5 protein-coding genes are annotated in these 4,994 nt (G+C 34.7%); all 5 read left to right on the top strand.

Going from position 1 to position 4,994, the window contains the following annotated elements; all coding sequences use genetic code 11:
* On the top strand, window positions 1–395 hold a 395-nt coding region (locus PHF25_08725; GenBank protein ID MDD4528093.1), incomplete at its 5' end, for a glycosyltransferase.
* A 2-nt stretch (window positions 396–397) separates the two neighbouring features.
* A complete protein-coding gene (locus PHF25_08720) occupies window positions 398–1,729 on the top strand; it encodes an O-antigen ligase family protein (GenBank protein ID MDD4528092.1) in 1,332 nt (443 codons plus the stop codon).
* A 118-nt stretch (window positions 1,730–1,847) separates the two neighbouring features.
* The gene (locus tag PHF25_08715; GenBank protein MDD4528091.1) at window positions 1,848–2,957 is read left to right on the top strand and encodes a hypothetical protein; all 1,110 of its coding nucleotides are present in this window, start codon (window positions 1,848–1,850) and stop codon (window positions 2,955–2,957) included.
* Window positions 2,950–4,275, top strand: coding sequence for a flippase (locus PHF25_08710; GenBank protein MDD4528090.1), 1,326 nt, complete (start codon window positions 2,950–2,952; stop codon window positions 4,273–4,275). The genes PHF25_08715 and PHF25_08710 overlap by 8 nt, the downstream gene beginning before the upstream one ends.
* A 280-nt stretch (window positions 4,276–4,555) precedes the next feature.
* Window positions 4,556–4,994, top strand: a 439-nt coding sequence (locus PHF25_08705) for an SDR family NAD(P)-dependent oxidoreductase (GenBank protein MDD4528089.1), incomplete at its 3' end; no start/stop codon positions are given.

The following is a 4,994-nucleotide window of genomic DNA, read 5'->3' as shown; positions in this document are numbered from 1 at the left end:
TAGTTACTGCAAGCATAGATGAGGGTTTTGGATTGCCAATGATTGAAGCGTACAGCCATGGTGTTCCAGCCCTTGTTTTTGATGATATTGATGCAATTCCGGATATATATAGCCCGGATTGTATGGTACTAGTTAATGAAAGGACAGATGAAGCATTCGCTGTAGGGATGAAGGTAGCTCTCGGTAAGGAATGGGATGAGAGTGCAATAAAGAAGTTTGCAGATAATTTTTCTTTTTATAAGATTGGAAAAGAGTATTATAAATTATTACAAGAATGCTCTGCAAATATGCTAAAGAGTGAGGATATCGACGCCATGCTAGGAGAATCGATAAAAAATATTACCTTATGGCGAAAGGAAAGTACAACTTCCTCCTTCTCATATGGAAAGGATTAGGTATGGAAAAAAAAGCACTCTGGAGCAGATTGATTTATATAATAGCAGTGGTGGGAACTTTAGCGTTGCTCTTGTCGGTCAATTCCTCAACTTCTTATATGGCGCTTTTGCCATATTTATTTTTACCAATTGGATTATTCTTACCGGAATTATTAATACCCCTATTTTTTATAGCTTCTCTTTCCAGTGATTATTTCATTGCTGTGGAAGGAGTAGGCTTTACGAGAATACTAGCGTTGGTAATTATAGCTGGTGTTATGTCTAGACTTATTTTGAAAAGAAAGAAATTACAACGAAGATGGCTAGTTAATTTTGCTTTAATTATGGCAGTATCCTGTATATCATTTTTGTTATCTTACGATAAAAGTATTACTTATTTATTGGTGATGGGGCTCAACATATTAGTATTTATAGCTATAGTTAACCTGTCATTAAGTAGTGACCAAGTAGTACAATTATTTCGAGCAATACTGGTTGCGGTATTGGTTACAACATTATATTATACCGTAACATTTATGCTAAATCCCGATTTTCTTGAGAACGGGCGTTTAACTATTGCAGAGGGGCTTAATGAAAACCGATATGGAATGATGATGGCACAAATGTCGGCGTTTTGTCTTGCCTATATATATTTTACTAAAAAAAACTCTGTCAAAACCATTTGTTTGCTTGCCGGAATCATAAACGTATATTTTGTGCTTCTGAGTGGCTCGCGCTCAGCATTGCTAGGTATTGCCTTGGGTTTTGTTTTTACAGTTTTAATAGCATCATATGTACAAAAGAAAATCAAAAAAAGATTTTTTGCTACGGCTCTTATATGTACCATAGCAGTGTTTATTTTTTACATAGTTATTGAGCTAAACCCGATGTTGGCTTATAGGATGAACATTGATCAAGTAGTTGCAACTGGAGGGACACGGCGCTGGCCACGTATTGTGGCAGAAATAAAATACATAATTCCAACACATTTCTTTTTTGGTGTTGGACAAGGTGCTATCAATGAAACAATTGCCTTATCCCGATATATGATCGACCCAGGATCTTCTCATAATTTTATTGTCAGCGCATTGAGCCAGTTAGGCATTTTAGGTTTTATAGCCTATATGGGTTTCTATTGGAGGATTATTAAAGATACAATATCTAAGGCTAGCAAGAGGCAAATACTTATTATTCCGCTTATGCTTATGCTTACAGCAGTCTTTAATGGTGCAGGCGAAGTTATTTATACTGAAAGGTTTTTTTGGAATGCACTGGCGCTTGCGGCCCTGTGTTTGGTAACGAATAACAAAAGCAATACCGTGAAGAACCATGAACTATTGGAAGGAAAGCAATAGTAAAATAAACAAGGGTATGCTAGTGGTGCGGCATTGTTATGGAATTGGTTGGGATAGGGTTTAGCAATATAAACAGTGAATTGACATTGCCAATAATTAATGAAGGAGTCCATATGCAATGGTAATAATAGCAATAGATTCTGTTTATCAATTGGTTAATGCAATGAATATTGCATACAATGAATTTCCAGAGGAGCATATAGTAGTCTTAATCAAGAGTATTCACGAGAAAACCTTTAAGAGAGAAAAAATGAATAAAAATAAGTTTGTACATAGTATTTACTATACTAATAAGAAATACGAAAAACATATATATGAAATTATGTGGCAAATTTGGGCATTATTATTTCCGAGAGCTGCGACCAGTCAGTTGTTTAATGATGAATTAATTGATTTAGACGTTTCTGCTATTATTGCTTCGACTACATGGATTGGTGTGTTATCTCCAGTCTACAGATCATACGCAAACCGACCTAAGTTGTATTTTATTGAAGAAGGACTAGGGACGTATGTTAAACAAGAATTGGTATTTGGAGAAAAATCCAAAATCAATTTGGTGAAATTTAAAATGCTCAGGAGGCAGGAGTTGGTAAATAAGGCAATATTTCGATTTACCTTGCCAGAATATATGCTTAACCAAGATTTAAAATTTCAGAAACCTCCGTATTTGTCTAATACCAATGAATTTAAGTATGCGTTGATTGATTTCTTCGGGGGAAGAAAAGATGTAGTAGAGTTTTCTAATTCAGAAATCATTTATTTTGAACAAGTTTTTAATATAGGTAATCATGATGCAGAAAAAGCATTTTTTGAGCAAGAATCTTTGATTAGAGACTTATTATTATCTAATCGAAATGCGAAAGTTAAGTCACATCCAAGATATTTTAATGCTCTATCCAATAAATATCCTGTTGTTGAAACCATAACACCGTGGGAAGCTGTTTTTCTGTCTATAGATATTAATAATAAAATATTAATTTCTATTTCTTCAACTAGCCTTGTAACACCAAAAATTATGCAAAATAAAGAACCTATAGTGATATGTTTGGTGAAGATTTTTAGAAAATTTCTAAAGCAGTTATTACCTAGTAGCAGTCATAAAGAAATAGATAATATCATTGATTTTTTTTACTATATCAAGACGACATACAATGAACCTGAACGTTTTAAAATACCAAATTCTGTTCAAGAACTGAATAAAATATTGATGGAACTAGATAATGCTTAATAAGTATTATCTTAAGAAAAGACAAATGCGAATAACTATGAATATAAAGAGGTTAATTCATTCCAGTTTATTTCGTTCAGCAGGCATTTATACTATTACCCAAATGATTAACTCGGCAATCCCGTTTTTATTAATGCCAGTATTAACGCGTTACCTAACCCCGACTGATTATGGGATTGTAGCAATGTTTGGTGTTCTACTTAGTTTTGTTGCACCGTTTACTGGGTTAAGTATTAATGGAGCAATTGCAAGACAGTATTATGAACGTGATGAAACAGACATGTCCCGTTATATAAGCAACTGCTTACTGATACTACTTAGCAGTACGATAATTGTTGGGATTACTTTTTACTTTTTAGCGGAGCCAATTAGCAAAGTCGCATCCTTTCCAATGCAATGGATGTGGGCTGTTATAATTGTGTCTGCAGCCCAGTTTATAAACCGAATAAATTTAACTTTATGGCAGGTTCAAGTAAGACCAGTATCGTATGGGATTTATCAAATATTCCAAACAGTATTGAATTTAGGTTTTAGTCTTTGGTTTGTTGTGGGATTAGGAATGGATTGGCAGGGGCGTATACAAGCTCAGGTTATAGCCTTTGTTTCGTTTGCCATCTTTGGACTATTTCTTTTATATCGTAATGGCTGGATAAAATTTAAAGTTGATAGGGAATACATTAAAAGCGCTCTTAATTTTGGGGTTCCTCTTATTCCGCATTCGCTTGGTATGGTAATGATGACTATGATGGATAGAATCTTTATAACTAATATGGTTGGAGTAAATGCCACCGGTCTTTATACAGTTGGGTATCAAATAGCTATGCCAATAAGTTTGCTATACACTGCTTTTAACCAGGCCTATGTTCCGTGGCTGTTTGAAAAATTAACCAATGGAGGGCAAGGTATTAAGAACAAAATCGTTAAGCTTACTTATTTATATTTTATTATTATATTAATTCTATCAGTAGGGTTGGCTTTAATAGCACCATGGCTATTAAGCTTTTTCGTAGGTAAAGATTTTATTAGTGCTAGTAGTTTTGTCCTCTGGTTAGCTATAGGAAATGCATTTACCGGCATGTACCTAATGGTTACTAACTATATTTTCTACGCCAAAAAAACTGCAATTCTTGCATGGATTACCTTTTTTACCGCAATAACTAGTATCGTTTTAAACTATATTTTAATTTCTCGGAACGGGGCTATCGGTGCAGCACAAGCTATGACATTAACATGTTTTATAAGATTTATGTCAACATGGGTATTTTCCTCAAGGGCTTATGCAATGCCATGGAATATTTTAAAAATGATGAGAAATTAAATCTGGGGTTGCTTGGCGTTGAGAGATCCATATAGTAGTCTGATAAATAGACCAGAAATACCTAAAGAGATTGCGGATGAAAAGTACAATATTATTAACAATATGTGGTACTTGTGATATGCCAGATATATCGGCACACACCTGTGTTGTTTTGCAGGTAGCAGGGCATACGGATCGATTATCTATGAAATTAAAGTAACAATTAAACTGTACCGACATGATATGAAAAACTGAAAAAGTATCAGCGAAATTAAATAGTGTATTGAAGGAGAATGATATAATGCAAACAATACTCGTAACAGGTGCCGATGGTTTTATTGGAAGTCACTTAACAGAAGAGCTAGTAAAACAAGGTCATAAGGTGAAAGCTTTTGCATATTATAATTCCTTTAACTCTTGGGGATGGTTAGATACATTACCTAAAGAAATTATGAAAGAAGTTGAAGTATTCACGGGTGATATAAGGGATCCTAATGGCGTAAGGGAAGCTTTGAAAAATATAGATGAAGTTTACCATCTAGCAGCACTTATCGCCATCCCCTTCAGCTACCATTCACCGGATTCTTATGTTGATACTAATATCAAAGGTACCCTGAATGTATTGCAAGCAGCGAGGGATTTAGGAACAAGTCGTGTGCTGATAACTTCTACATCAGAAGTCTACGGTACTGCTCAGTATGTGCCCATTGACGAGAAGCACCCATATCAGGGTCAATCAC

This window comes from Candidatus Margulisiibacteriota bacterium (assembly GCA_028706105.1).
GTDB lineage: Bacteria > Margulisbacteria > Riflemargulisbacteria > GWF2-35-9 > DYQY01 > DYQY01.
This window is presented reverse-complemented; position numbering and strand designations above follow the sequence as displayed.